At 64.4% G+C, this 21543-nt stretch carries 17 protein-coding genes; 10 read left to right on the forward strand and 7 right to left on the reverse strand.

Going from position 1 to position 21543, the window contains the following annotated elements; genetic code table 11:
- Positions 1–91 precede the first annotated feature (91 nt).
- Positions 92–349 carry a hypothetical protein gene (locus C7G41_RS13825; RefSeq protein WP_106943107.1) on the forward strand — a complete coding sequence of 86 codons (258 nt, stop codon included), beginning with the start codon at positions 92–94 and terminating at the stop codon, positions 347–349.
- A 187-nt stretch (positions 350–536) separates the two neighbouring features.
- The gene (locus C7G41_RS13835) at positions 537–1265 is read left to right on the forward strand and encodes a sulfite exporter TauE/SafE family protein (protein WP_106943109.1); all 729 of its coding nucleotides are present in this window, start codon (positions 537–539) and stop codon (positions 1263–1265) included.
- Here C7G41_RS13835 and C7G41_RS13840 read toward each other — a convergent pair.
- Together C7G41_RS13840 and C7G41_RS13845 are read right to left on the reverse strand one after the other, a co-directional pair.
- Positions 1262–4450, reverse strand: a complete 3189-nt coding sequence (locus tag C7G41_RS13840) for an efflux RND transporter permease subunit (protein WP_106943647.1) — start codon at positions 4448–4450, stop codon at positions 1262–1264. The two genes, C7G41_RS13835 and C7G41_RS13840, sit on opposite strands and share 4 nt — an antisense overlap.
- Positions 4451–4635: 185 nt before the next feature.
- Positions 4636–5892: an efflux RND transporter periplasmic adaptor subunit gene (locus C7G41_RS13845; protein WP_106943110.1), complete on the reverse strand. Its 1257-nt coding sequence runs from the start codon at positions 5890–5892 to the stop codon at positions 4636–4638.
- A 201-nt stretch (positions 5893–6093) separates the two neighbouring features.
- Here C7G41_RS13845 and C7G41_RS13850 point away from each other — a divergent pair, with 201 nt between their 5' ends.
- On the forward strand, positions 6094–6699 hold the full coding sequence (locus C7G41_RS13850; protein WP_106943111.1) for a TetR/AcrR family transcriptional regulator: 606 nt from the start codon (positions 6094–6096) through the stop codon (positions 6697–6699).
- 24 nt (positions 6700–6723) lie between these two features.
- Here C7G41_RS13850 and C7G41_RS13855 read toward each other — a convergent pair whose 3' ends face one another.
- A complete protein-coding gene (locus tag C7G41_RS13855) occupies positions 6724–8232 on the reverse strand; it encodes an amidase (protein ID WP_245446533.1) in 1509 nt (502 codons plus the stop codon).
- Positions 8233–8500: 268 nt separating this feature from the next.
- On the opposite strand from C7G41_RS13855, the gene rnz reads away from it, so the two are divergent.
- Positions 8501–9403, forward strand: coding sequence for a ribonuclease Z (gene rnz, locus C7G41_RS13860; RefSeq protein WP_106943113.1), 903 nt, complete (start codon positions 8501–8503; stop codon positions 9401–9403).
- A gap of 15 nt (positions 9404–9418) precedes the next feature.
- Here rnz and C7G41_RS13865 read toward each other — a convergent pair whose 3' ends face one another.
- Positions 9419–10252, reverse strand: coding sequence for an IclR family transcriptional regulator (locus tag C7G41_RS13865; protein WP_106943114.1), 834 nt, complete (start codon positions 10250–10252; stop codon positions 9419–9421).
- Between the two features lie 121 nt (positions 10253–10373).
- Between C7G41_RS13865 and C7G41_RS13870 the strand changes: the two genes are divergently transcribed.
- From C7G41_RS13870 to C7G41_RS13895, 6 genes are all read left to right on the forward strand, one after another.
- Positions 10374–11288 (forward strand): dihydrodipicolinate synthase family protein, encoded by a 915-nt coding sequence (locus C7G41_RS13870; RefSeq protein WP_199198362.1) that lies wholly within the window; start codon positions 10374–10376, stop codon positions 11286–11288.
- Positions 11289–11312: 24 nt separating this feature from the next.
- Positions 11313–12758 carry an FAD-binding oxidoreductase gene (locus C7G41_RS13875; RefSeq protein ID WP_106943116.1) on the forward strand — a complete coding sequence of 482 codons (1446 nt, stop codon included), beginning with the start codon at positions 11313–11315 and terminating at the stop codon, positions 12756–12758.
- A complete protein-coding gene (locus C7G41_RS13880; RefSeq protein ID WP_106943117.1) occupies positions 12755–13861 on the forward strand; it encodes a four-carbon acid sugar kinase family protein in 1107 nt (368 codons plus the stop codon). Before C7G41_RS13875 ends, C7G41_RS13880 begins: the two co-directional genes overlap by 4 nt.
- Complete coding sequence (gene pdxA, locus C7G41_RS13885; RefSeq protein WP_106943118.1) at positions 13858–14895, forward strand: 4-hydroxythreonine-4-phosphate dehydrogenase PdxA; 1038 nt, start codon at positions 13858–13860, stop codon at positions 14893–14895. The genes C7G41_RS13880 and pdxA overlap by 4 nt, the downstream gene beginning before the upstream one ends.
- Before the next feature lie 14 nt (positions 14896–14909).
- Complete coding sequence (locus C7G41_RS13890; protein WP_106943119.1) at positions 14910–16040, forward strand: iron-containing alcohol dehydrogenase; 1131 nt, start codon at positions 14910–14912, stop codon at positions 16038–16040.
- 68 nt (positions 16041–16108) lie between these two features.
- Positions 16109–17071, forward strand: a complete 963-nt coding sequence (locus tag C7G41_RS13895) for a tripartite tricarboxylate transporter substrate binding protein (RefSeq protein WP_199198363.1) — start codon at positions 16109–16111, stop codon at positions 17069–17071.
- 94 nt (positions 17072–17165) lie between these two features.
- On the opposite strand, the gene C7G41_RS13900 is transcribed toward C7G41_RS13895, so the two are convergent.
- Genes C7G41_RS13900 through C7G41_RS13910 form a run of 3 tightly spaced genes read right to left on the reverse strand, consistent with a single transcriptional unit; the run spans position 17166 to position 21497 of the window.
- Complete coding sequence (locus C7G41_RS13900; RefSeq protein WP_106943121.1) at positions 17166–18170, reverse strand: G1 family glutamic endopeptidase; 1005 nt, start codon at positions 18168–18170, stop codon at positions 17166–17168.
- Positions 18157–19122 carry a phosphatase PAP2 family protein gene (locus tag C7G41_RS37770; protein WP_199198364.1) on the reverse strand — a complete coding sequence of 322 codons (966 nt, stop codon included), beginning with the start codon at positions 19120–19122 and terminating at the stop codon, positions 18157–18159. Before C7G41_RS37770 ends, C7G41_RS13900 begins: the two co-directional genes overlap by 14 nt.
- Positions 19123–19157: 35 nt before the next feature.
- Entirely contained in the window at positions 19158–21497 is a 2340-nt protein-coding gene (locus C7G41_RS13910) for a BTAD domain-containing putative transcriptional regulator (protein WP_158268006.1), read from the reverse strand.
- Between the last annotated feature and the right edge of the window lie 46 nt (positions 21498–21543).

Here is a 21543-nt window from a genome sequence, read left to right on the forward strand (position 1 = left end):
TGTTCGACGTGTCAGGCATTTGTGTGAAGCAACTCACTGCAGGCGGAAGTGGATCCCGTCAATCTCTCGGACAGGTTGAGAGGAGATTGTCATGCGAACGGTGTCACCGGTGCTGGCAGGCAGGTTCCGCGATATCGTCACCCGCATAAGCGCGGTACTCCGCGCGCAGCGGGAAATCGACGCGCAGCGCGTGTTGCGACGCTATCGCCATCTGCTGGAGCAGCCGTGCGAAACATTGCGTTTGAATGAAATCATTCCGGTCAGCAACGAAAAGGATATTGCAGAAAATGCCCACGGATCTGATGGGTGCGAGCGCGCCGCCGGACACCGCAAATTCGAACGTGCGTAACGTCAACGCCGTCGCGATCGCGCTGACCGCAGCGCTCGTCACGCTCCAACTGGTCGGCCTCACGATGCTGGAGCGATCTCACGCTTACGTAATGCATCCGTCGGTTCCATTCGAACCGGCCGTTTGCACGGAGAGCGCCGAGGTCCCTGTCTCGCAAATTCCCTACGACTGACCCGGAGGGCGGATTGTGCCTGATGTCACGACTCTGATGCTGCTCAGCGTTGCCGTGTTTGCCGGCGCCTTCGTCTCCGGGCTCTCGGGATTTGCCTTCTCGGCGGTGGCGGGGGCCATTCTGCTCCGGGTGTTTCAGCCGCTCGAAGCCGTGCCGCTGATGATGGCGTGCAGCATCGGCGTGCAGGCCACCAATCTGTGGGCGCTTCGGCGCAATATCCGCTGGGAGGGCAGTCTGCTGCTGATCGTCGGTGGCTTGATCGGCGTTCCCATCGCCGTGTCGCTGCTCCAGAGCACCGATACGCATCTGCTCCGGCGCGGCTTCGGCATCATCGTTGCGCTTTATGCGGCCTACATGCTGCTGCGGCCGACGCTGGTGACGGCCGGCGAGGCAGTCGGGCGGCACTGGGTCGCGTTGATCGGGTTCGGGGGAGGGCTGGTCGGCGGGCTGACGGCGATGCCCGGCGCGATCCCGACCATCTGGTGCGACATGCGCGGCATGCCCAAGAGCGAGCAGCGCGGCCTGGTGCAGCCGTTCATCGCCGCGATGCAGCTATTCGCGATCGCGCTGCTGGTCGGACATCAGGATCTGTCGTCAAAAGTCTTCGTCGATCTCGCGGTCAGCCTGCCGGCGCTGTTCGCCGGCTCCGCGCTCGGCGTGATTGCCTTCCACAGGGTCAACGAGACGGTCTTTCGCAAGACCGTGCTCGTTCTGTTGTTGCTGTCGGGGATTTCCCTGGTCTAGTGCCCGACGGTTTGCACCGGCGCCGCGCTGGTGTCGCTGCCGTGATGCGTCAGCGGCTTCATGCCGGTGACGGTCCGCAGCAGCACATAGAACACCGGCGTCAGGAATAGGCCGAATACGGTGACGCCGATCATGCCGGAGAACACGGCGACGCCCATGGCGCGCCGCATCTCCGAGCCGGCGCCGGTGGACAGCACCAGCGGCAAGACGCCCATGATGAACGCCATCGACGTCATCAGGATCGGGCGCAACCGCAGCCGGCTCGCCTCGATCGCGGCCCAGATCGGCGTGCGGCCTGCGAATTCGAGCTCGCGCGCGAATTCGACGATCAGGATCGCGTTCTTGGCCGAGAGTCCCACCAGCACGATCAAGCCAATCTGGGTGAAGACGTTGTTGTCGCCCTGGGAGATCCAGACGCCGAACATCGCGGCCAACAGACCCATCGGCACGATCATGAGGATCGAGAGCGGCAAGGTCAGGCTTTCATAGAGCGCGGCCAGCACCAGGAACACCAGCAGGATCGCCAGCGGGAACACCCAGAGGCCGGAATTGCCGGCGATGAACTCTTGATAGGTCAGGTCGGTCCATTCGAAGGCAAAGCCGGGCGGCAATGTCTCCGCCGCGATCCGCGTCGCCACCTCCTGTGCCTGGCCGGAGGAAAAGCCGGGCGCAGCCGCCGCGTTGATGTCGGAGGACAGGAAGCCGTTGTAGCGGATCGCGCGCTCGGGGCCCGCGCTCTGCCGGATCGTGAGCAACGCCGACAGCGGCACCATGTCTCCGGAGGACGAGCGCACCTTCAACTGTCTGATGTCGTCGGCACGCGCGCGGAACGGCGCATCGGCCTGGACATAGACCGAATAGGTTCGGCCAAATTTGTTGAAGTCGTTGACGTAGTAGGAACCGAGATAGATCTGGAGCGTGTTGAACACCTCGGTCACGGGCACGCCGAGCTGGAGCGCCTTGGTGCGGTCGATGTCGGCAAAGAGCTGGGGCACGTTGACCTGGAAGCTGGAGAACACGCCGGCGATCTCCGGTGCCTTCTGCATCGCCGCCATGAACGCATTCGTCGCCTGGTTCAGCGCCTCATAGCCGAGGCCGGCGCGATCCTCGATCTGCAGCTTGAAGCCGCCGATGGTGCCGAGACCGTTGACCGGCGGCGGCGGGAACATGGCGATGAAGGCCTCCTGAATCCCCGCGTATTTCTTGTTGAGGTCGGCCGCAATGGCATTCCCGCTCAGTGCGGGGCCCTTGCGCTCCTCGAACGGCTTCAGCGTCGAGAATACGATGCCGGCGTTGGAGGAGTTGGTGAAACCCGAGATCGACAGGCCCGGGAATGCAACCGAGCTCTCGACACCGGGCTGGGTCAGCGCGATGTCGCTCATCTTGCGGATCACGTCTTCGGTGCGGTCCAGCGTTGCCCCATCAGGCAGTCGCGAGAACCCGACCAGATATTGCTTGTCCTGACCTGGCACGAAGCCGCTCGGGACCTGCTGGAACAGGAAGGCGGTGAGGCCGACCAGGACCACATAGAGGCCCATGACGGCCGCCTTGCCCGAGATCACCTTGGTGACGGTGCCGCTGTAATTCTCCGACGAGCGTGTGAACACCTTGTTGAAGCCGCGGAAGAACCAGCCGAGGCTCTTTTCCATGATGATCGTCAGCCGGTCCTTCGGCTCGTTGTGTCCCTTGAGCAGCAGGGCCGACAGCGCCGGCGACAGCGTCAGCGAGTTGACGGCCGAGATCACGGTCGAGATCGCGATCGTCAGCGCGAACTGCTTGTAGAACTGCCCGGTGAGGCCGGAGATGAAGGCGAGCGGCACGAACACGGCTATCAGCACCATCGCAATCGCGATGATCGGCCCCGACACCTCCCGCATCGCCTGATAGGTGGCGTCGCGCGGCGACAGCCCGCCTTCGATGTTACGTTCGACGTTCTCGACCACGACGATGGCGTCGTCGACCACGATGCCGATCGCAAGCACCAGGCCGAACAGGCTGAGTGCGTTGATGGAGAAGCCGAAGACGTGCATCACCGCGAAGGTGCCGACGATCGACACCGGCACCGCCAGCAGCGGAATGATCGAGGCGCGCCAGGTCTGGAGGAACAGGATCACCACCAGCACCACCAGCGCGATCGCCTCCAGCAGCGTGTGGATTACAGCCTCGATCGACGAGCGGACGAATTGGGTCGGGTCGTAGACGATCTGGTAGGACACGCCTTCCGGCATGTTCTTCTTGATCTCGGCCATGGTGGCGCGAACGTGGTCGGAAATCTCCAGCGCATTGGAGCCCGGCGCCTGGAAAATCGGGATCGCCACCGCCTGCTTGTTGTCGAGCAGCGAGCGCAGGCCGTATTGGGAGGCGCCGAGCTCGATGCGTGCGACGTCGCGCAGCCGCACCACTTCGCCACGCGTGCCGGTCTTGACCACGATGTCGCCGAACTGCTCCTCGTTCGCAAGCCGTCCCTCGGCGTTGACGGAGAGTTGCAGGTCGATGCCCTTGACGTTCGGGGAGGAGCCGACCACGCCGGCGGCGGCTTCGACGTTCTGCGCCTGGATCGACTTGACGATATCGCTTGCGGTAAGGCCGTGCTCGGCGGCCTTCTGCGGATCGACCCACACCCGCATCGAATAGTCGCCGGCGCCATAGAGTTGGACGTCGCCGACGCCGTCGATCCGCGCCAGCCGGTCCTTGACGTTGAGGACGGCGTAGTTGCGCAAATACGTCATGTCGTAGCGGCTGTTCGGCGACAGCAGATGAACGACCATGGTGAGGTCGGGCGAGGACTTCTTGGTGATGATGCCGAGCTGGCGCACCACGGCGGGCAGGCGCGGCTCGGCCTGCTGCACGCGGTTCTGCACCAGCTGCGTCGCCTTGTCAGGATCGGTGCCGAGCCGGAACGTCACCGTCAGCGTCATCGCGCCGTCGGTGGTCGCCTGGCTCGACATGTACAGCATGTTTTCGACGCCGTTGATCTGCTCCTCGATCGGCGTTGCCACCGTCTCCGCGATCACCTTCGGATTGGCGCCGGGGTAAGTCGCGCGTACCACCACCGAGGGCGGAACGACGTCCGGATATTCCGAGATCGGCATCGCGAACAGCGAGATCAGGCCGGCGAGGAAGATCAGGACCGACAGCACGCCGGCGAAAATCGGACGATCGATGAAGAATTTCGAGAGATTCATGGCCTTGCCCCTGCGCAATATCCTGCGTGTCTCCGGCAACTCGCCCGTCATTCCGGGGCGCACGCCAAGCGCGCGAACCCGGAATCCAGAGGTGATGTGATCGGAGTTTCTAAAGCTCGAGGTTCCCAGGTGCGCAATTGCGCACCTTAGTTCGCGCTACGCTCGCCCCGGAATGACGGCGAACATCAACGCTGCACGACGTCCTGATTGCTGTGGTTGGATGCCTGCTGCGGCCCGCGCGCGCCCATTGCCGCGATCTCCGTCTTGAGCAGGGCACCCGGGCGCACGCGCTGGAGGCCGTTGACGATAATGCGGTCGCCGGTCTTCAGCCCGGCTGTCACGATACGCAACCCGTCCACGGAGCCACCGAGCGTGATCGGCCGGTAGACCGCACGGCTGTCGTCGCCGACCGCCATCACGAACTTCTTGTCCTGGTCGGTGCCGATCGCGCGTTCGTCGATCATGACCAGCGACTGCTGCTTGGGCTGGCCCATGCGCACGCGGGCGAACTGGCCGGGGATGAGACGCCCGTCCTCGTTGTCGAACACCGCGCGGACACGGATGGTGCCACTCTGGCCGTTGACCTGGTTGTCGATGAGCTGGATGTGGCCCTTCGCCGAGAGGCCGCCGGAGGTCGCCATCGCGACCGGGATCTGGTCAAGATTGCCGCGCTTGCCGGAGACCTCGGAAATCGAGTTCAACGCGCGCACCACCAGCTCTTCATCCGCGTCGAATGACGCATAGATCGGGTTGACCGAGACCAGCGAGGTCAGCACGGGGGAGGCGGTGCCGGCGGCGACGAGATTGCCGACCGTGATTTCGATCTTGCCGACGCGGCCATCCACGGGTGCACGCACCTCGGTGTAATCGAGATTGAGCTTTGCGGTCTGGAGCGTCGCCTCGGCCGCCTTCACGTTGGCGATGGCCTCGCGGTTGGCATTGTCGCGCTGGTCGTAGTCGCGCCGGGTGACCACGGCGTTGCCGACGAGCTGCGCGCCGCGCTCGAGCTCACTCTGCGTGAACACGACGCGCGCTTTCGCAGCTTCGAGCTGGGCCGCGGCCTTGTCGACCTCGGCCGCGTAGGGGGCCGGGTCGATCTTGAACAGGATGTCGCCGGCCTTCACCAGGGCGCCTTCGGTGAAGTTGGTCGCGAGGATCGCACCCGCGACGCGCGGACGAAGCTCGACGCGGTTGATGGCTTCCAGCCGGCCGGAGAAGTCGTCCCACAGCACGGTCTGCCGCGGCTCGATCATCGCGACGGTGACTGAGACGGCTTGTTCAGCCGCAGCGGCCGTTGCCGTCGCCTGGGCTGAACGAAAGTAATGGCCGGTCGCAATCGAGCCAGCTACGGCGAGGGCGCCCACGATGGCCACGCCGCCGAGAAGGCGGCGGAAACGGCCGGTGCGGCGAGCATTTTGGGCGGTGTTTTGCGAGGGATGCATTTGCGCGCTCCAGATATGTAGTGTTCACTACAGATGTGGAGCTGGATACCGCAGCGCAAGATACTTATGTAACATTCACTAAGAAAATTGTAGCCCCTTACCGCAAGAGTTAGCAAGCGGAAGAGAAAATAAAGCGAGAACAAATAGATAGGGTCAGGCGTTACGCTGAGGGACGGCGCCGATTTCGAGGAGAACAGGCACATGGGCATGGGACGCCCCCGCGAATTCGACGCCGAAACGGCGCTGGACCAGGCGATGGAAGTGTTTTGGCGCCATGGCTATGAGGGTGCCACAATCGCTCAGTTGACCGAGGCCATGGGCATCAATCCGCCCAGCCTCTATGCCTGTTTCGGCAACAAGGAAGGGCTGCTGAAGGCCGCGCTCGACCGCTATACCAAACTGCGCAACGTCTGGATGGACGAGGTGGTGGCGGCACCCACCGCCCGCGACGTCGCCGAGCGGATGCTGATGGGCATCGCCGACAAGCAGACCGATCCCGCCAACCCGCCCGGTTGCCTGCTCGTGCAGGGCGGCATTGCATGCGGCACAGGTTCAGAAAGCGTCCCCTTCGAGCTCGCCGCCCGCCGCAGCCAGAACGAGGACCAGCTTCGCGACCGTTTCATCCGCGCCAAGGCCGAAGGCGATCTCAAGCCGACCTCGGATCCCGCGGCACTCGCGCGCTACGTCTCGGCCGTCTCGGTCGGCATGGGCGTGATGGCATCTTCGGGCTCCGACCGCGAGGCATTGCAGCAGGTCGCGAGCGTGGCGGTGCAGGCAGTCGAGGCGCAGTCGACTGCAAGAACATGACGACCGTTGGCGTCTTCGCCTCTATCATCTCACCGATTGCGTGGCAGGCAGCGACGGCGGCGGGACGAAGCCGCCGAACTCGCGTTCAATCAGTCCGGCGAGCCCAATCGTAGTGCGGTCCTCGAGATAAGGACCGATGATCTGCACGCCGATCGGCAGGCCCGAAGCTGTGCGCTCGATCGGAACGGCGGTCGCAGGCAGTCCGCAGGTCGAAGCGGGGTCCGCCCAGATGAAGCACGCATCGGAGTAGTTGTGGAGCTGTCCATCGATGTCGAGTTGCCGCGCGTCGAACGGCTCGGACTGGTCTTGTGGAAAGGCTGGCACGGCGGCGGCCGGGAAGATCACTGAATCGAAATCGCGGAACAGCTCCTGCCATCGTTGTTGCAGCTGCAGTCGGGTCGCATCGGTCGCCAGCCATTCACGATGGACCATCGCCCAGCCGCGCGCGCGCTCGGCCTGCAGGCTGCGGTCGTCGGGCGAGAGTGCCGCGGCAACTCCTTGCGCCTCTGCGAGGGCGGCCGGTGTCAGGCGTGGACTTCGCGCCGCGTTCAGCAGCTTCATGTAGAGCCGCGCGGATTCGGCGAGGTCGGGCAGCGACGTGCTTGAGCGCGCAACCCGCGCGCCTGATCGTTCGAGCCGCTGAGCCAATCGTCCAATGGCTGAGCGCACCGCGTCACCTGTCGGCATCAACGGATGCGTATCGATCACGAGGATCCTGAAATCCCTGGGCTGGTCGTGGCGCGGGGCCGGCAATGCAAGACGATAGCCGATCCCGTCGCGCGCCTCGTCGGGGCCGGCGATCACGTCGAGCGCGAGCGCGAGATCCGAGGCAGTACGCGCCATCGGCCCGACGACAGCCAGATCGCCCTGGCCAGGCACGGGCGGCGCCGGCGGCAGGCTGTATCCGCGTAGCGGGACCAGGCCGAGGCTCGGCTTGTGTCCGAACACACCACAGAAATGCGCGGGCACCCGGATCGAGCCGCCGATATCCGAGCCGATCGAGAGCGGACCGAATCCCGCGGCCAGCGCCGCGCCCGATCCGCCTGAGGAGCCGCCGGGCGATCGGCCGAGATCCCACGGATTGTTCGTCGTCCCGTAGATCTCATTGTAGCTCTGAAAATCCCGCAGACCGATCGGGATGTTGGTCTTGCCGATGATGACAGCGCCCGCCGCCTTCAACCGCGAGACGACAAGGGCGTCCTCCGGCGGTTGGAAATCCCTGAAATGCGGAAAGCCCCATGTCGTCGGCAGGCCGGCGACGTTGAACGGTTCTTTCAACGTCACGGGAATGCCGAGCAATGGCTGCCGCTCGCCGCGGCCAAGCGCGGCATCGGCGGCGCGTGCGGTGTCTCTTGCGCGATCGAAATCGCGAACGACGACGGCATTGATCCGCCCGTCCAGCGCCTCGATGCGCGCGATCGTATGCTCGATCAACTCCGACGCAGAAACCTTGCGCGCGTGCAGGGCGCTCAGCAGTGTGCTGATCGAACCGTAGTCCCAGTCAGTGGCATCTGCGGCCAGTCCCGGTTGCATCACGATCTCCATTGTCTCGCCCCGCCGTGTCGATGTCGTTCGGCTGCAAATAGATCCTTGTATCGAACATGCAATTTGATGGATGGAATGAGGAGGCCGCGCAACGGGAACCAGATCTGCCCGCCGGTCAGGACGCCGAAGGCAGGGCTCGGCCGCCGGATCGCGGGATATACGCACGGCTTGACGCGCTCTATGCGGGATCGATGGGCCTGTACGCGCTGGTGCTTGCGTGGCATTTGGGAGCGGTGAAGCCTGGATACTGACGAGCATGTTCGCCCTGACATTCCTTGGGACCTCGGCCAGCGTTCCGTCGGCGGAGCGCAACCATCCGGCTCTCCTGGTAGAGGCGGCGGGCAAGCGTATCCTGGTTGATTGCGGCGAGGGTACGCAGCGCCAGTTGCTGCGCAGCGGTGCGGGGTTTCGGCGGCTTGACCGCATCCTGCTGACGCATGCCCATCTTGATCACGTGCTCGGCGTCCCCGGTCTCTTTTCAACATTGGGGTTGCGCCAGCAATCGGACGCGATGACCTTCCATGGAGGGCAGGGTACGCTCGATATCATCATCCGCATGCTTGCCGGCCTGTGGGGCGCGGGCAGGGCGCCGATCCCTGTGGAGTTCGCGCCGCTGACCGAAGGACGGGTTATCGACGCCGGCGACTTCACCATCGATTGCTTTCCGGTCCGCCACCGTGACACCGACAGCTTTGGTTTTTCCTTCCGGAGCCCCGCACGTCGCCATCTTGAGCGGGAGCGTCTCGCTGAACTCGGTGTTCCCGATGGGCCGCTACGCGGAGAACTGGCCGCGGGACGACCGGTCGTGATCGCAGGCCGCACGATCGATCCGGAAGACGTGCTGGGACCACCGAGCGGCGGCAGGAATCTCGTCGTAATCGGCGACACCGAAACCACCGACGGGCTGTCCAGACATGTCGCCGACGTCGATCTGCTGGTAATCGAGGCGACCTTCCTCGATCGCGACGCCGCGACTGCACGAGACTATGGCCACCTCACCGCACGCGAGGCGGCTTCATTTGCCGCCGCGAACAACGTCGGGCAACTCGTGCTGAATCACATGTCGGGGCGTTATCCGGACGAGGAGATTCTGGCCGAAGCGACAAGGATCTTTCCAAACACGCGGATCGCCGCCGACTTCGATCACATCGTGATTTAGCCGCAGCGACCGCTCTCAGCTCGTCAATCCCGACTTGATCGCGAGGTCCTGCACCTCTCGGGTCGCCTGCATCAGCCTCGGCAGCGCCTGGTCGCGGAAGGTCGGCATGTCCATGCGCATCGCATCGACAGTGACGCTCAATCCCCCGATCACGAGACCCCGGGCGTCGAAGATCGGCGTTGCCAGCGTACGCAGGCCATAGGCGTTCTCGCCGTCGGAGACGGCATGGCCCTTCTTCTTCACCTGATCGAGCCGGGCGAGCAGGGCATCGAGATCGGTCAGCGTTCGCTCCGACAGTTTGACGCGAGGGCGCGCTTCCAGTCGCGCGATCTGCTCGTCCCGCGCCAGATGCGCCAGCATGGCATGGCCGAGCGCGGCGCTGTAGGCGGGAATGCGCGCGCCCGGCCGGCGATCCATCTTGTGGCGGTCGAGGCCCGCGCCGATGCGCGCGAGATAGATCACGTCGCCGCCGTCGAGGATCCCGAGCGAGGCCGCATCGCCGATATCAGGCACGAGATCGCGCAGCAGCGGCTCGACGATCGGCCGCAACGATCCGTGCGACAGCACGGTGTAGCCAAGGTCGAGACAGGCCACCCCGAGGCGGAACCGGCGGCTTTGCGGAACCGCCTGGACATAGCCGAGCTCGACCAAGGTCTGGATCAGCCGGAACGCCGTCCCGCGATCGAGATCGGCGCGTGCGGCAATCTCACTCAGGGTCAACTCGAAGGCCTCGCTGGTGAAGCCCTTGAGCACAGCGAAGGCCTTGCCGACGGAAGCGACATAGTTCTTGGGATTCTTCGGGGGCGTTTCCGGTGCGCGCTTCGTGGCCTTCTTTTCGATCTTGGCCATGCTCTAATGTCTCGCCATGACATGTCGCCCTTGACGTGGCGGCAAGCTGATTTTACGACAGGTCAAGCCAATAACAAATGTTCGCATTCCGAACAATATCGATTTGGCGATCGGAGGAAGTTTGTCGACATCATCGCTGCACCCTCATGGCGTGTTCTCCGCCGCGCTGACGCCGCTCGACGCCGAGTTCGTCCCCGATCATGCGCGCTTCGTCGCGCATTGCCGCTACCTGTTGGACGAAGGTTGCGACGGCATCGCGTTGCTGGGCACGACCGGCGAGGCCAACTCCTTTTCGGCTGCCGAGCGCATCGCACTGCTCGAGGCGGTGGTCGCCGCCGGCATCGCGCCGCAGCGGCTGCTGCCCGGCACGGGCGTTGCCGCGCTCAGTGAGACCATTGCCCTGACGCGCCACGCGCTCTCGGTCGGCGTCGATACCGTCGTGATGTTGCCGCCGTTCTACTACAAGGGCGTCACCGATGACGGCATCTTCGCCTCATACAGCGAAGTCGTGCAGCGCATCGGCGATGCCAGCCTCAAGGTCGTGCTCTATCACATCCCGCAGATGTCGGCGCAGCCGATCTCGCATGCGCTGATCGAACGGCTGCGCGCGGCTTATCCGTCGACCTTCACCGGCATCAAGGATTCCTCCGGCGACTTCGTCAACATGACCGCGATGGTCGACCGCTTCCCGGGCTTTTCAGTCCTGGTCGGGGCTGATCCGCTGCTGTTGCCGCTGCTGCGCAAGGGCGGCGCCGGCTGCATCACGGCGACGTCCAATCTCGTCGCGCGCGATCTCGCCTATGTCTACAAGCATTTTCGCGACAGCGACGACGATGCGGCACTCAAGGCTGCGCAGGCGCGCATCGTGAAAGCGCGCGAATTGGTCTCGCGTTTCCCGCAAATGGCCTCGCTGAAGGCGCTGGTGGCCGAGCGCACCGGCCATGCCGGATGGCAGCGCCTGCGTCCGCCGCTGGAATCCTTGCCGCCGGAGCAGGTCAAACAGCTGCTCGTGAATGCGACGGCAATCGCCGCCTAGCGCGGCGCGCGACGAGGCGATCCGATGTCCGACCCTTTCCGTGATGCTTTGACCGGGCTTGCCGCCATCGTCGGCGACAAGCACGTCATCGCGTCCGGGGCCGATCAGGAGCCCTATGTGGTGGACTGGCGCGGGCGTTATCACGGTCGCGCCGCCGCCGTGGTGAAGCCCGGCTCGACCGCAGAGGTCGCCTCCGTCGTCGAGTTCTGTGCTGCAAGGCAGCTCGCGATCGTACCGCAAGGTGGCAACACCGGCATGTGCGGCGCCGCGACGCCGAACGAGCGTGCGGCCAACGTCGTGATCCGGCTCGACCGCATGCGGGCCGTGCGTGACGTCAGCCCGCTTGCCAACACCATCACGGTCGAGGCCGGATGCATTCTCGCCGAGGTGCAGAATGCGGCCCGGGACGTCGATCGCTATTTCCCCCTGAGCTTAGGTGCCGAGGGCTCCTGCCAGATCGGCGGCAACATCTCGACCAATGCCGGCGGCACGGCCGTGCTGCGCTATGGGCCGACGCGCGATCTCGTGCTCGGGCTAGAGGTCGTGCTGCCCGACGGGAGAATTTTCAACGGCCTGCGTGCGCTTCGCAAGGACAACACGGGTTACGCGCTCAAGCAGCTCTTCATCGGCGCCGAGGGGACGCTCGGCATTGTCACTGCTGCCGTGTTGAAATTGTTCTCGCCACCGCGCAGCTCGGCACTGGCACTGCTCAAATTGCAGGGCGTCGAGCAGGCGCTCGAGATCATGCAACGCCTGCGCGGTGCGGTCGGCGACCGGCTCGGCAGCCTCGAGATCATGTCGCGATCACAGATCGAGGCGATTGCGGAGACCGTGCCGCATGTCACGATCCCGTTCGAGCTGACGACGCCGTGGTATCTGATCGTCGAGCTGACCGACACGCTCGCGGGCGTTGACCTCGATGAGCCGCTCGGCACGGTGCTGGTGGATGCGATGGAGGCGGGGCTCGCCGAGGACGTCATCCTGGCGTCCAACCTGGCGCAGGCGAAGGCGATCTGGGCCGTCAGGCACAGCGTGTCCGAAGGCAACAAGCGCAGCGGCTATGTCGTGTCGCACGACAGCGTGGTGCCGTTGGAGCGTCAGGCTGCCTTCGTCACCAAGGTCGAGGCCCGGATCAACGCCGCCGTGCCGCATGCGCGCGTCGTGATGCACGGCCATATCGGCGACGGCAACATCCATGTGATCGCCCTGATCGATCGCGCGCGTTGTCAGGATCCAAACGCCACGGCCGCGCTTGTCGCGCAGATCAACGAGATCGTCGACGACGAGACGTCGGCGCAGGGCGGGGCGATCAGTGCCGAGCATGGCATCGGGATCACCAATCGCAGCCGGCTCGCCCGCGTCACCGATCCCATCGATATCGAGCTGATGCGCGATATCAAGCATCTGCTCGATCCCAAGGGCCTGATGAATCCGGGCAAGATCTTCAATGTCGGGGGCGAGCGACGATGACGAGCGTCCGGCTGCTTGCCGATGATCTCACCGGTGCGCTCGACACGGCCGCGGAGTTTGTCGGCCTGTGCGGACCGTTCAACGTCACATGGCCGGAAGCGTCTGCGTCGCAGGAATCCGGAAGCCTCGCGATCGACAGCGGCAGCCGCGAGCGGTCGAAGGCGGAGAGCATCGAGATCGTCGGACGGCTGGCGCCGCGGCTTCAGGGTGGGACGATCGCCTACAAGAAGGTCGACAGCCTGCTGCGTGGTGCATGGGCCGCCGAGCTCGGGGCCTGCCTGCGCGGCGGCCATTGGGCATCGTGCGTTGTCGCGCCTGCCTTCGACTATCAGGGGCGCCGCACCGTGGGTGGCCAGCAATTTGCGCGTACGGTGCAAGGCGAGTGGCATCGCGTCGGAGAAAATCTCCTGACCCAGTTGCAGGTGGAGGGCATCGAAGCGCGGCGGGGCCGGGCCGATACGCTCTCGCAAGGCGGCGTTCAGGTCTTCGATGCCGAGAGCGATATCGAGCTCGATCGTGTGGTCGAGATGGGACGGCGCATGCCGGGGCCCGTGCTCTGGTGCGGAAGCGGTGGGCTGGCCGGCGCACTCGCCCGCAGTCATCGCGCCGATGCGCCGGACCGGTTGAAACTGCCGGTGCTGGGGCTGTTCGGCTCCGACCAGGTTGCCACCGCCGCCCAGCTTGCAGCATGCGGTGAGGCGACCATCGCGCTTGCGGAAGCCGAGGGCGCGCCGCGCGTCCAACGCAAGCTGGCCGTCGACGGCGTGGCGCTGGTCAAGTTCTCCCTCGCCGACGGTCTGACCCGCGCCGAGGCGGCACGGCGGATCGCGCGCGAGATGACGACGCTGATCGCGGCACTTGAACCGCCGGGCACACTGATCGTTGCCGGCGGAGAGACTTTGAAGGCCGCATGCGTTGCCCTCGGCGCGCATGCGCTGCATGTGACAGGACGTATCGTGCCGGGATTGCCGCGCTCGATCTTGCAGGGCGGCCGCTGGGCCGGCGTCGATGTGATCTCGAAATCCGGCGCGTTCGGCCCCAGCGAGCTGTGGCGCGATCTGCTTCGGACCAATCATTTGCTCAACACGGAGAGTCCGCCATGACTTCTCGCCATCTTGCCATCACCATGGGCGATCCGGCCGGAATCGGGCCGGAGATCATCGTCAAGGCCTGCGTCGGCCTGAAGGACCGGATCGCGACGGGCGATCTGCGTCTGTTGATCATCGGCAGCGGCGCGGCACTTAATGGTGCGAAAGCCGCGCTCGGTGCGGGCATTACGATCCCTGAGGTTACACCCGACGATCGCGACTGGCCAAACTTGTGCTTCCTCCAGGCCGACGTCGAAGGCGACCCGATCAAGCCCGGCGTGCTCTCGGCCGATGGCGGCCGTTTTGCCTACAAGGCGATCGAGCAGGGCGTCCGCCTGACGCAGGCGGGACGGACCTCGGCCATTGTCACGGCACCGCTCAACAAGGAAGCGCTCAACAAGGCTGGCTATCATTTCCCCGGTCATACCGAGATGCTGGCGCATCTCACCGGTGTGCGCGGCTCGGTGATGCTGCTCGCCCACGGCAACATGCGCGTCAGCCATGTCTCGACCCACGTGGCGCTGGAGGACGTGCCGAAGCGTCTGACGCCGGAGCGCCTGCGCATGGTCATCGACCTCACCAACGATGCGCTGCTCAGGCTCGGCATCGCCAAGCCGAAGATCGCCGTCGCCGCGCTCAATCCGCACGCCGGCGAGGGCGGCCTGTTCGGCCGGCAGGATATCGACGTGTCCGCGCCGACGATTGCGAAAGCGGTCGCCGACGGCCTCGATATCGTCGGCCCCGTGCCCGGCGACACCGTCTTCGTCAAGCTGCGCGCCGGCCAGTACGATGCCGTGGTGGCGATGTATCACGATCAGGGGCACATCCCGGTCAAACTGCTCGGTTTCCAGGTCGATCCCGCGACCGGCCGCTGGCAGGAGCTCTCCGGCGTCAACATCACGCTGGGTCTGCCGATCATCCGCACCTCCGTCGATCACGGCACCGCTTTCGACATCGCCGGCAAGGGCATCGCCAACGAGCACAGCCTGATCGAGGCCATCGACTATGCCGAACGGCTGGCCGCTGGCGCCTCCGCATCCAAATCATGAGATCAAGCGCGACGATGACCAACGCTTTCACACCCATCGAAATCCTTCGTCCGACCGTCCTTGAGTTCGGCTGCGGCACGATCGCCGCAGCGGCGCGCTTCGCCGAGCGCATCGGCGCCAAACGACCGCTCGTGATTTCCGACCCGTTCAACGCGCGCCGTGTCGACACGCTGGCGCTGCCGGGTGCAGTGAAGGTGTTCGGCGAGGTAAAGCCCGAGCCGGACCTGCCAAATCTCGACAAGGCCGTGGCGATGGCGCGCGACGTCAAACCCGATCTCGTCATCGGCTTCGGTGGCGGCAGTGCGATGGATGTCGCCAAGCTGGTCGCGGTGCTGTGTATCTCCGAGGTGGCCTTTGCCGATATCGTCGGTCCCGAGAAGGTGGCCGGCCGCAGCGTGGCGCTGATGCAGATTCCGACCACGTCGGGCACCGGCAGCGAGGCCGGCACCCGCGCGCTCGTCACCGATCCCGTCAGCCAGAACAAGCAGGCGGTGCAGAGCCGTTTCATGCTGGCAGATATCGCCATCGTCGATCCGGACCTGACGATGACCGTGCCGAAGGAGGTCACTGCCGCCACCGGCGTCGATGCTCTGGCGCATTGCGTCGAGGCCTATACCAGCCGCAAGGCGCATCCGGCGATCGACCTCTACGCGCTTGAGGGCGCCCGGTTGGTCGGCCAATATCTCAAGCGCGCGGTTGCCGACGGCGGCGATCGCGAGGCGCGCGCGGGTCTGGCGCTGGCCTCGCTGTACGGCGGCTATTGCCTCGGGCCGGTGAACACGACCGCCGGCCATGCGGTGGCCTATCCGCTCGGCACGCGCCATCATGTGGCGCACGGGCTCGCCTGCGCTGTGATCTTCCCGCATACGCTGGCGTTCAACATGCCGGCGGCAGAGGCGAAGACGGTGGCGGTGCTGGCGGCACTCGGACTGCCGGCGCGGAGCGATGCGAAGCTTGCATTCGAGGCGACGTATGGGTTCTGCAGGAATCTCGGAATCGAGATGCGGCTGTCCGCGCTCGGCGTGCCCCGCGACGACCTCGGCGTGATGGCTGACGAGGCGCACGCCATTCGCCGCCTGCTCGACAACAATCCGCGCGACCTCGGCCGGGATGCGATCCTGAACATGTACGAGGTCGCGTTCTAGCCATCTCCGCGCACGCGCGCGGCAGCCAATCAACAACAGAAAATGCAGAGGGAACTTCGATGAGATCGATGCGGCTTGTTCTTGCCTCGCTCATGCTGCTGGCGACGTCGCCGGCGAACGCCCAGGACGGCTATCCGTCCAAGCAGGTGACGGTGATCGTTCCCTTCGCCGCCGGCGGCACCGCGGACATTTTCGCGCGTATGGTCTCGAACCATCTTCAGATGAAGTTCGGCAAGCCGTTCGTGGTCGAGAATGTCGGCGGCGCCGGTTCGATCCTCGGCGTGACGCGGCTGGCGAAGTCGGCGCCCGACGGCATCACGCTCGGGCTTGCCAGCACGTCCGCGCTCGCAATCAACCCCACTCTCTACGGACCGAAGCTCAGTTACCAACCGGACAAGGATCTGGCGCCGGTTGCCCAGATCAGCGTCGTGCCCAACGTTCTCGTCGTCAACCCCGACAAGATCAAGGCGCGCACCGTGCCGGAACTGATCGCCTATCTCAAGGCGAACCCGGACAAGGTCTCGTTCGGCTCGGCCGGCGTCGGCACTTCGCAGCATCTTGCCGGCGAGTTGTTTCAGCAGATGACCGGCACCAAGATGGTGCACGTGCCCTACAAGGGCTCGAGCCAAATGCTGACGGATCTGCTGAGTGGCCAGATCGATCTCGCCTTCGATAACGTCCCGCTGCTGCTGCCGCAGGTGAAGACCGGCCAGCTCGCGATGCTTGCGACCGCAACGCCCAAGCGCGCCGCCTTCGATCCGGAAATGCCTGCCGTTGCCGAATTCCTGCCCGGCTTCGAGGCCGTGGCCTGGCACGGCTTCTTCGTCCCCGCCGCGACGCCGAAGCCGATCGTCGAAAAGCTCTCGGCCGAGATTCGCGCCTTCATGCAGCAGCCGGAGACGGTGCAGAAGATGGCCGAGCTTGGTGCAGCCGCGGTTGCGGTGGATTCCGAACCGTTCGCGGCCTACATCGCCGCGGAAACGGCGCGCTGGAAGAACGTGATCGAAGCCGCGAACATCAAGCTGGAGTAGAGGCGTTGCGTCGCTGGTCTTTTGACACCCGTGATGGGCCGGATCACGACTTGGCCGCTTCCGCGCGATCCGGCCTGAAACGCGCTACATTCGCTCACATCATGGGATCCTGGAAAGTGCAGGTGACGCCGATCGGGCCGTCTGGAGTCTCCTGCCGCAGCTCCGGACGTGACACAATGACGGTACGCTCGGGATTGGCGAAAGTCTCGCGCATCTCGATCATGAGCGCGTTGTCTTCGAGCGTCATCATGCGGCCTGACCCGATCGCTCCATCCGCAGCCCGGGCCACGCAGTACCTGAACTTCACGGGATCATAGTCCGGAAGCGGGAACAGATCGCGGCTGTCGGGGTCCGTCGGCCGCTCCATCACCCATTCCACTGATGATCCGAGCGGTTCGATCTCGCCAGGCGGCGGTGGGGCGAGAAACGAACGGAACTCACCGGTGCTCTGGTTCTTGATGAAGTACAGAATGTCTCCGCTGACCTGAACCGCGAGACCGGCGAGGATTTTATCGCCTGTCTCGATTGCGAGGTTGTCGATCAACGTGATCGCCTGCGGCTTCGGGAGCGCTGGTGACTTCTTGGTCGCCTCATCCGACGGCGTGTTGTGCCACCAATCCCACCACGCAAAGTGTTTGGGCTTGCGATTGGGCCAGTGGCCGGTACCGATCTGAGGTAAGGAAATATTTGGTAGCGCACCGTTGCGGCCGTCAAGACCCACCCACAACAACGATTTTGGATCGTCAGCGTGCGTGTCCAGGGCCGACGCGGATGGCCGACGCACATCCGGCACGTTCCATCCGGCTGCTGCGAAGACGATCTGCTGAGGCCAGGGTGTGGAAATGAGCGCCCCCGACCAATTCAGCATCGATTGAAGCGCCCCTCCGAGGGACGGTGGATCGATGCTGCCGAACGTCGGCTGCCTTGCCGAAAACGGCCCCGAAACGAGTTCTGTCCAGAACCGGAATAATTCCGGCTCCGTGACGACATCCGGCTTTTGCGGAATGCCGTAGCGATCGAGATCGGCGGGGGACGCCTCGAGCAGGTTGATGTCGGCAGGCACGAGTTCGTAGAGGCCGCACCGATCAATCTCGAACATTTTTCTTTCCTCCGGTTTCCTTCCCCTCGTCGAAGACGCCGGTGTCCCTCCACTCGCCTTTGGCGTTTTCGACGAGCTTTGCGAACTTCGGCAGGTATGTCTTGTCCAGGAGAATTTTTTCGGTGATTGCCGCGCCGAGTTTCACTCCCGCCCTCGTATCGGACGGATAGTGAAGGCCAGCGATTTCGCGGTTCCGCGAAATCCTGTCGGCAAGGGCGACAAGCGTCTTTCCGATCGTTGTTCGACCGGCGGCGCCCGGGGCGGGAGCGGCAACACCGAGCGTTTGCGGCATGACCTCGGTAAGAAGCGCCGCGAAGACATGGGATTGAGTGGCGTGACCGCTCGGGAAAGACGCATGTCCGCCGTGCGGGATCGGCGACATGAATCCGGGAACCACCTGCGTCGGGCGGGGGCGATTGAAATGCGCCTTGTAGTGCATCGAAATCAACGCTGTCAGCGCGTCCGCGACGATCAGCATGCGCGATGTCGCCGGGTGTGTCGTCGCTGTCGCGGACACGAGATGCAGGAATTTGCTGATGAACTCGTCAGCCTCGGTGACGATTTCGTCCATGGCAGTCGCGCGTTCATTGACTGCCATGTTTCTCAATATGCCGATGTCGTTCTCGAGGTCCGCGTCCCATGGGGTCGGACCCTTGCCGAGCAGGGAAAATCCACCGAGCCTTTTGAGCCAATCCGCCTGACTGGCAAGATCGGACATCACGACCCATGCGTACCACCGGGTCGACCAGAGCCTCATGCCAAAGCCGGTGGCATCGAACCTGGCGCCCTTGATATCGCGTTCGCTTACGAACGGGCGATCGACCCGGTCGGCGAACATGGCGCCGCCGGATCCACCGGTGCCGCCGTATCCTCCATACCCGCCATACCCCCCGTATCCACCATACCCTCCGTAGCCGCCATACCCGCCATATCCTCCGTATCCGCCTGCCATATGTGCCTCCTCTGTTGCGATCTATCGGTGCTGCTCTAGGTGTTTCCTTGCCGAATTGCCGATGCCAGCCGCGCGAGCGCTGCTTCGATGCGCGCCAGGGTCGGCTTCGGCCATGGCGAGGTCGCGATCCATTTCAGATCGAGCTGGCCGGCCGTCATGAGTGGTCCCGCAAAAGTCTGCGCGTCGTCGAGACGTTCGCTCTCCACTAGTGCGGCGACGAGAATGCGCAGATTCACCTGGTTGCTGGGCAGCAGGGTCGCGACTCGTGTCGCGTGTTCGATGGCCGAGTTCAGGTCATTCTTTGAAAAGTGTGCCTGAGCTGCGATCATCTCCGCAAACCAGGCGTGCCTGTCTCGTGGCGACAGCCGCAGATTGATCGCCGCATCGGCGAGCGCGTCCTCATGCCGCTCGCAGCGGACATTCACGGCGGCACGATATGCGAATGCGAGCGCCAGGTTCGGCGTGAGCTCGATCGCACGATCGAGCTGCTTGAGGGCGCCGGCATGATCGTGCTTGCACTGCGACAGCGTGTAGCCGCCGACGGCATTGGCGAGCGGGTCGGCCGAGTTGCGCTCCAGCGCCCGTTCGGCGAGCGCCCGCGCGGTGTCGAGCTCGTTCGGCGCGTTCGCGGACCATCCGCGGGCCACGCGCTGCATGTGCCAGATGGCGCTGTACGACAGCGGCGGCGCCCAATCGGGGCTGAGGACATGCGCCCGTTCGAAATTGGTTCGTGCCGTCACGAATGTCGTGTAGTCCGGACTGAACATCTGGTCGTAGCCGACCAGAGCCAACTGATAGGAGTCGAGATCATCGGGTCTCTTTTGCATTGCGCGATGAAGCTCCCGATCACGGACTTGCGGCGCGAGCGAACGTATCACCTCGACAGCGATGCGATCCTGCAGGTCGAAGACGTCGGCTGCGGTTCCGCTTAGACGGTCGACGCGAACCACTTCGACCGTTTCGGCCGCAACGAGTTCGGTGGATATCCGGATCATGTCGCCGACGCGCTGAATGCTTCCATGAAGCAGATATTGCGCATTGAGATCGCGGCCGATCGCGCGCAGATCCGGCGTCTGCGACATCGAGATCATCGTCGATCCCCGGGAGATGACGAACAGCTCTTTCAAGCTCGACAGGGCCTGGACGACGCTGTCGACGATGCCGATCGTGAATTGTGGCTCCAGAGCTGGCGTCAGTGCGCGAAAGGGGAGAACGGCGACCGACGGACGGCTGACGGCGAGCCCGGCCAGACCGACCGCAGGGGCGGCCACAGGGGAGGGAGCTGGCCGTGCGAGGGTCTCGGGCTGCTGCTGTCGCAGGCCGGTGATCAGGTCCTGTGTGAGCTTATGCGGCTCGATATCGTAGGTATCTTCGAGCTGGCGCCAGAGCCGCGCGTAGACCGCGAGTGCCGCTCCGATACTGCCGGCCGTTGTGTGGCTCTTGATAAGGACACGAACGGCCCGCTCGTTCTCGGAATCCAGCCGGAAGATCGCCTTCGCCGCAGCCTCCGCCGTGGCCGTAACGATTGTCTCGGCCTCATCGGGCAACAGCCTCGTCAGCGCGTCGATCAGCCGTTCGTGAATCAGCGGTCGCGTCTCCGCAAGCCATTCCGAAAGTGCGGGATCTACGCCTTCCAGATCGTCGAGGATATCGTCGGTCAGGCGCTCGCGTGAGAGCAGGAGCGGGTGGACAATGCCACGCTCTGCATTCGCGACGATTTCCATCACATCGCACGCCACGTGTTCGATATCCAGCGCCACGTGCATCTGGTCTGCATGGAAATGCGTGCAGCCGCGCGCCTTGAGTTCGCGCTGGATCTGGCTGAGCGATTGACGCAGCGACCCCTTCGCGAGCGGGTCTTCCTTCTCGCTCCAGAGCAGCCCGACCAATTTGGTCCTGGGTAACTGCCGAGCCGAGGAGAGCATCATGTAGCCGAGAAGCGCTTGCGCCTTTCGGCTGAGGCCGATCTCTTGTTCGTCCACCGACGCTGAAAATGCTCCGATGATATTGAGTCTTAGCCGGCCGGTCTCGGCCTCGCCAACCGCCTTGTCGCCGTTGACTCCCGACATCTCGTCCCATCCCCCGTCGACATCGTCGACGACAGTGTAGGAGGGCAGGTCCAGGGAGCCGATGCTTGGTGGAATGCAGATGATCGGTTCGCGTTGGCCGTGAAGCCAATGACACGTGAGCTCAGGAATGCAGCCCGCCGGATCTGTTGCAATTGGTAAATGGTACATCTTGGGTTGCCAGATGGTCAAGGGTTGCGAACTGATCGAAATGCGACCGGACGTTCGAAATGAAAAATGCTCCTCACTTCGACCCGACGGGCGTGAAACGAGCGTGAATGGGCCGGTTTCAGCCGCCTTCGCCCGCACATGAGCCCGCTGCCACCTCGCCGGCAACTCTTGCGCGAGTAGGATT

Source organism: Bradyrhizobium sp. MOS002 (genome assembly GCF_003020115.1).
Classification (GTDB): domain Bacteria; phylum Pseudomonadota; class Alphaproteobacteria; order Rhizobiales; family Xanthobacteraceae; genus Bradyrhizobium.

Excerpts from the sequence above, each read along its gene's own strand:
- C7G41_RS13825 (WP_106943107.1), top strand. The coding sequence starts at position 92 with ATGCGAACGGTGTCACCGGTGCTGGCAGGCAGGTTCCGCGATATCGTC.
- C7G41_RS13840 (WP_106943647.1), bottom strand. The coding sequence starts at position 4,450 with ATGAATCTCTCGAAATTCTTCATCGATCGTCCGATTTTCGCCGGCGTG.
- C7G41_RS13845 (WP_106943110.1), bottom strand. The coding sequence starts at position 5,892 with ATGCATCCCTCGCAAAACACCGCCCAAAATGCTCGCCGCACCGGCCGT.
- C7G41_RS13850 (WP_106943111.1), top strand. The coding sequence starts at position 6,094 with ATGGGCATGGGACGCCCCCGCGAATTCGACGCCGAAACGGCGCTGGAC.
- C7G41_RS13855 (WP_245446533.1), bottom strand. The coding sequence starts at position 8,232 with ATGCAACCGGGACTGGCCGCAGATGCCACTGACTGGGACTACGGTTCG.
- rnz (WP_106943113.1), top strand. The coding sequence starts at position 8,501 with ATGTTCGCCCTGACATTCCTTGGGACCTCGGCCAGCGTTCCGTCGGCG.
- C7G41_RS13865 (WP_106943114.1), bottom strand. The coding sequence starts at position 10,252 with ATGGCCAAGATCGAAAAGAAGGCCACGAAGCGCGCACCGGAAACGCCC.
- C7G41_RS13875 (WP_106943116.1), top strand. The coding sequence starts at position 11,313 with ATGTCCGACCCTTTCCGTGATGCTTTGACCGGGCTTGCCGCCATCGTC.
- C7G41_RS13880 (WP_106943117.1), top strand. The coding sequence starts at position 12,755 with ATGACGAGCGTCCGGCTGCTTGCCGATGATCTCACCGGTGCGCTCGAC.
- pdxA (WP_106943118.1), top strand. The coding sequence starts at position 13,858 with ATGACTTCTCGCCATCTTGCCATCACCATGGGCGATCCGGCCGGAATC.
- C7G41_RS13890 (WP_106943119.1), top strand. The coding sequence starts at position 14,910 with ATGACCAACGCTTTCACACCCATCGAAATCCTTCGTCCGACCGTCCTT.
- C7G41_RS13895 (WP_199198363.1), top strand. The coding sequence starts at position 16,109 with ATGCGGCTTGTTCTTGCCTCGCTCATGCTGCTGGCGACGTCGCCGGCG.
- C7G41_RS13900 (WP_106943121.1), bottom strand. The coding sequence starts at position 18,170 with ATGTTCGAGATTGATCGGTGCGGCCTCTACGAACTCGTGCCTGCCGAC.
- C7G41_RS37770 (WP_199198364.1), bottom strand. The coding sequence starts at position 19,122 with ATGGCAGGCGGATACGGAGGATATGGCGGGTATGGCGGCTACGGAGGG.